The following is a 4,262-nucleotide window of genomic DNA, read 5'->3' as shown; positions in this document are numbered from 1 at the left end:
GATGGTAGTGTGGGGTCTCCCCATGCGAGGGTAGGGAACTGCCAGGCATTAAATAAAGTGAAGAAGCCCATCCTGCCGGATGGGCTTTTTTGCGTCTGTGCGAAATGAAACCTGCCGGATGCGGCCTATCAAAGCAACCCCCTCGCCTCCATAACACAAGCCATCCTGCGGCATATGCGGTAAACTAAGTGCGATTTTGCATCAGGAAAGCGTCTATGAATCACTCCCTTAAAGCCTGGAACACCTTCGGTATCGATCAACAAGCTAATGAGTTTGTCTGCGCCGAAAATGAGCAACAACTGCTGAATGCCTGGCAATCAGCGAATGCATCACATCATCCAGTACTGATCCTGGGCGAGGGGAGTAACGTCCTGTTTCTCGATACCTTCCATGGAACGGTGATCGTCAATCGAATCAAGGGCATTGAGATCACAGAACAACCTGAGGCGTGGCATCTGCACGTAGGTGCCGGTGAGAACTGGCATCATCTGGTACAGCACACGCTGCAAGAAGGTATGCCAGGGCTGGAAAATCTTGCACTCATTCCCGGATGCGTCGGTTCATCTCCCATTCAGAATATTGGTGCTTATGGTGTGGAGCTGCAGCGTGTCTGTGAATATGTGGACTGCGTTGAACTGTCAACCGGCAAACATCTGCGCGTCAGCGCCGCGGAATGCCGTTTTGGTTACCGTGACAGCATCTTCAAGCATGAATACCAGGATCGTTTCGCAATTGTTGCCGTTGGTCTGCGCTTGCCTAAACAGTGGCAGCCCGTTCTCACTTATGGTGACCTGACTCGTCTGGATCCCGCAACCGTGACGCCTCAGCAGGTTTTTGATTCTGTCTGTCATATGCGCACAACAAAGCTGCCCGACCCGAAAGTTAACGGTAATGCGGGTAGTTTCTTTAAAAACCCGGTTGTTACAGCGCACGTTGCGCAGGAACTGCTGGCTAAATTCCCGACCGCGCCTCATTACCCACAGGTTGATGGTTCAGTGAAACTGGCTGCCGGCTGGCTTATCGATCAATGCCAGCTAAAAGGCATGCGTATTGGTGGTGCAGCGGTACATCAGCAGCAAGCACTGGTACTGATCAATGCAGACCGTGCGACCAGTCAGGATGTGGTGCAACTAGCGCATCATGTACGCCAAAACGTCGGTGAGAAATTCAATGTCTGGCTTGAACCTGAGGTCAGATTTATTGGCCCACAGGGTGAAGTGAATGCTGTGGAGATCATCGCATGAAAGATAATACCGTCCCCCTGACGCTTATTTCCTTGTTAGCCGATGGTGAATTTCATTCCGGTGAGCAGCTTGGTGAACAGCTGGGAATGAGCCGCGCGGCAATCAACAAGCATGTTCAGACGCTACGCGACTGGGGCGTTGATGTATTTACTGTTCCCGGTAAAGGATACAGCTTACCTGAGCCTATCCAGTTATTAGACTCATCACTGATTCATTCTCAGTTGGATAGGGGGAATGTCACGGTTCTGCCGGTTATCGACTCAACCAACCAGTACCTGATGGACCGCATTGGTCAACTGGAGTCAGGGGATGCCTGCGTCGCTGAGTATCAGCAGGCCGGTCGTGGTCGTCGCGGACGTAAGTGGTTCTCACCGTTTGGCGCCAATCTGTATCTCTCAATGTTCTGGCGACTAGAGCAAGGACCGGCAGCCGCAATTGGTTTGAGTCTGGTGATTGGTATTGTCATGGCGGAGGTTTTACGCGATCTGGGTGCGGATAAAGTTCGCGTGAAATGGCCGAACGATCTCTATCTGCTCGATCGTAAACTGGCCGGAATTTTGGTTGAACTCACGGGTAAAACGGGCGATGCCGCGCAAATTGTTATCGGTGCGGGTATTAACATGGCCATGCGCCGGGTAGAAGAGAATGTCGTTAATCAGGGCTGGATTAATCTCCAGGAAGCGGGAATTAATATTGACCGCAATACCCTTGCTGCCCGACTGATCCGCGAGCTGCGTGCTGCGCTGGTACTGTTTGAACATGAGGGCCTGGCACCTTATCTGTCCCGCTGGAAGAAGTTGGACAACTTTATCGACCGTCCGGTAAAACTCATTATTGGCGATAAAGAAATATTTGGGGTATCGCGTGGAATAGATGCACAAGGCGCATTATTGCTTGAACAAAATGGCGTGATAAAACCCTGGATGGGCGGAGAAATATCGCTCAGAAGTGCTGAATAATAATAAGGGGAGCTGTAGCTCCCCTTATTAATTTATTTACGTAGCCTGACCTCTTCAACGGCATGATTGGCGCTTTTGGTCATAATCAAGCTGGCTCGCTCACGCGTTGGTAAAATATTTTGTTTTAAATTCAGCCAGTTAATCTCTTTCCATAACGATGTGGCCGTGTTGATTGCCTCATCTTCCGACAATTTCGCATAATTATGGAAATAAGAGTCTGGGTTGGTAAATGCCCCTTCGCGGAATTTCAGGAAGCGGTTGATATACCACGTCTGGAGTAATTCTTCTGGCGCATCAACATAAATAGAAAAGTCGACAAAATCAGAAACAAATACATGATGTGGATCGTGAGGATAATCCATCCCGCTCTGTAATACATTAAGCCCTTCGAGTATTAATATGTCAGGCTGGGCAACGGTTTTGTCGCCATCAGGGATCACATCATAGATAAGATGAGAGTAGACCGGCGCCGTGACGTTAGGTACGCCTGACTTCAAATCGGAAACGAATTTAACCAGGCGGTGCATATCATAGGACTGAGGGAAGCCTTTCTTCTTCATGAGTCCACGATCTTTCAACACCTGATTAGGATGAAGAAAACCGTCGGTCGTAATCAACTCAACCTTACGATGCTCAGGCCAGCGACTCAATAGTGCCTGTAAAACACGAGCTGTGGTGCTTTTGCCAACGGCGACGCTGCCAGCAATGCTAATAATATAAGGAATACGCTCGCCGTTAGTGCCTAAAAATTGCTCCAGCACCGCCTGACGTCGCAGGTTCGAACTGATGTAAAAATTTAGCAAACGCGATAGAGGCAAATAAATTTCGGCAACTTCTTCCAGCGACAAGTCTTCGTTAATGCCTTTCAGACGAGCAATCTCTTCCTCGGTCAGAGTCATTGGCACGGAATCACGAAGCGCAGCCCACTGGTTGCGATCAAACTGTAGGTAAGGCGACGTTAACGCTTGCTCTTTTATACTCATACGCATGGTCTGGCTGTCATTGCTATATCAGGTCTGCGGTAAAAAAACGAAATCATCCCCGGCACGCAATGGCACGCACATTTCAGTTAATTTGGACAATGGGCAGGAGGGTAACACCAGATGAGGGGGAATAATAAGAAAAAATCATCCCCTGAAAAGCAATGTGACGGCTATTCCAGATGTATAAAGAGGTACTTTCTCTCTATGGATGAGCGCATGGCGGCGCAAAACTTGCCTTTGGAAGGGTGGGCGCCGTTGGAAATTTATCCAATCATACGAAGAAATAGATTATTTATCGGACGTATAGTGCAAAATGTGAGCGATAGAACATTTTATGCAATTTTTTAGTTGCATGAGTGCGCAGGTCTCCATAAAATGCGCGCTACTTGATGCCGACTTAGCTCAGTAGGTAGAGCAACTGACTTGTAATCAGTAGGTCACCAGTTCGATTCCGGTAGTCGGCACCATCAAGTCCGGTGGGGTTCCCGAGCGGCCAAAGGGAGCAGACTGTAAATCTGCCGTCACAGACTTCGAAGGTTCGAATCCTTCCCCCACCACCACTTTCTGGCAGCGTTATCGCCGCCTGAGTTGGTTAAAAAATTAATCAGCTCGAACATAAAAGAGAGAAATCTCTTTTTTGTTACAGAAAGAACTGGGTAGCCGAGTTTCAGGATGCGGGCATCGTATAATGGCTATTACCTCAGCCTTCCAAGCTGATGATGCGGGTTCGATTCCCGCTGCCCGCTCCAGACGTGCTGATATGGCTCAGTTGGTAGAGCGCACCCTTGGTAAGGGTGAGGTCCCCAGTTCGACTCTGGGTATCAGCACCACTTCACTTCTCCTTCCCGTTTCTCTCTGTTTACTTTTAAAAGCATTCAACAGCTCAGGTATATTGCCTGGTTGATGTGGTGATATCACCGATTTATCCGTGTCTTAGAGGGACAATCGATGTCTAAAGAAAAATTTGAACGTACTAAACCGCACGTTAACGTCGGTACTATCGGCCACGTTGACCATGGTAAAACAACGCTGACCGCTGCAATCACTACCGTACTGGCTAAAACCTACGGCGGTGC

4 protein-coding genes, 4 tRNA genes and 1 pseudogene are annotated in these 4,262 nt (G+C 48.9%); 7 read left to right on the top strand and 2 right to left on the bottom strand.

Annotated features, from left to right (window positions below; translation table 11 throughout):
- Nucleotides 1-215 precede the first annotated feature (215 nt).
- Together murB and birA are read left to right on the top strand one after the other, a co-directional pair.
- Nucleotides 216-1,244, top strand: a complete 1,029-nt coding sequence (murB, locus tag FDX11_RS01315) for a UDP-N-acetylmuramate dehydrogenase (RefSeq protein ID WP_042314246.1) — start codon at nt 216-218, stop codon at nt 1,242-1,244.
- Entirely contained in the window at nt 1,241-2,203 is a 963-nt protein-coding gene (gene birA / locus FDX11_RS01310) for a bifunctional biotin--[acetyl-CoA-carboxylase] ligase/biotin operon repressor BirA (protein ID WP_042314244.1), read from the top strand. Before murB ends, birA begins: the two co-directional genes overlap by 4 nt.
- A 32-nt stretch (nt 2,204-2,235) precedes the next feature.
- On the opposite strand, the gene coaA is transcribed toward birA, so the two are convergent.
- Together coaA and FDX11_RS25340 are read right to left on the bottom strand one after the other, a co-directional pair.
- Complete coding sequence (gene coaA, locus FDX11_RS01305; RefSeq protein ID WP_032940924.1) at nt 2,236-3,186, bottom strand: type I pantothenate kinase; 951 nt, start codon at nt 3,184-3,186, stop codon at nt 2,236-2,238.
- A 291-nt stretch (nt 3,187-3,477) separates the two neighbouring features.
- Nucleotides 3,478-3,558: pseudogene (locus FDX11_RS25340) on the bottom strand (hypothetical protein); the annotation flags it as partial.
- A 19-nt stretch (nt 3,559-3,577) separates the two neighbouring features.
- On the opposite strand from FDX11_RS25340, the gene FDX11_RS01295 reads away from it, so the two are divergent.
- The 5 genes from FDX11_RS01295 to FDX11_RS01275 all read left to right on the top strand — a co-directional run.
- Nucleotides 3,578-3,653, top strand: a tRNA-Thr gene (locus tag FDX11_RS01295).
- 8 nt (nt 3,654-3,661) lie between these two features.
- Nucleotides 3,662-3,746 (top strand) — tRNA-Tyr (locus tag FDX11_RS01290).
- A 114-nt stretch (nt 3,747-3,860) separates the two neighbouring features.
- A tRNA-Gly gene (locus tag FDX11_RS01285) sits at nt 3,861-3,935 on the top strand.
- Nucleotides 3,936-3,940: 5 nt separating this feature from the next.
- Nucleotides 3,941-4,016 (top strand) — tRNA-Thr (locus FDX11_RS01280).
- 118 nt (nt 4,017-4,134) lie between these two features.
- A partial coding sequence (locus FDX11_RS01275; protein WP_000031651.1) for a GTP-binding protein occupies nt 4,135-4,262 on the top strand: 128 nt, incomplete at its 3' end.

It is taken from the genome of Citrobacter sp. wls714 (assembly GCF_005281025.1).
In the GTDB taxonomy this organism is placed as follows: Bacteria; Pseudomonadota; Gammaproteobacteria; order Enterobacterales; family Enterobacteriaceae; genus Citrobacter; species Citrobacter werkmanii.
The sequence above is the reverse complement of the archived record's forward strand: the minus strand, read 5'-3'. Positions and strand labels throughout refer to the sequence as shown.

Bases quoted from the DNA above. Each gene is read 5' to 3' on its own strand.
- murB (WP_042314246.1), top strand. From the start codon at position 216: ATGAATCACTCCCTTAAAGCCTGGAACACCTTCGGTATCGATCAACAA.
- birA (WP_042314244.1), top strand. From the start codon at position 1,241: ATGAAAGATAATACCGTCCCCCTGACGCTTATTTCCTTGTTAGCCGAT.
- coaA (WP_032940924.1), bottom strand. From the start codon at position 3,186: ATGAGTATAAAAGAGCAAGCGTTAACGTCGCCTTACCTACAGTTTGAT.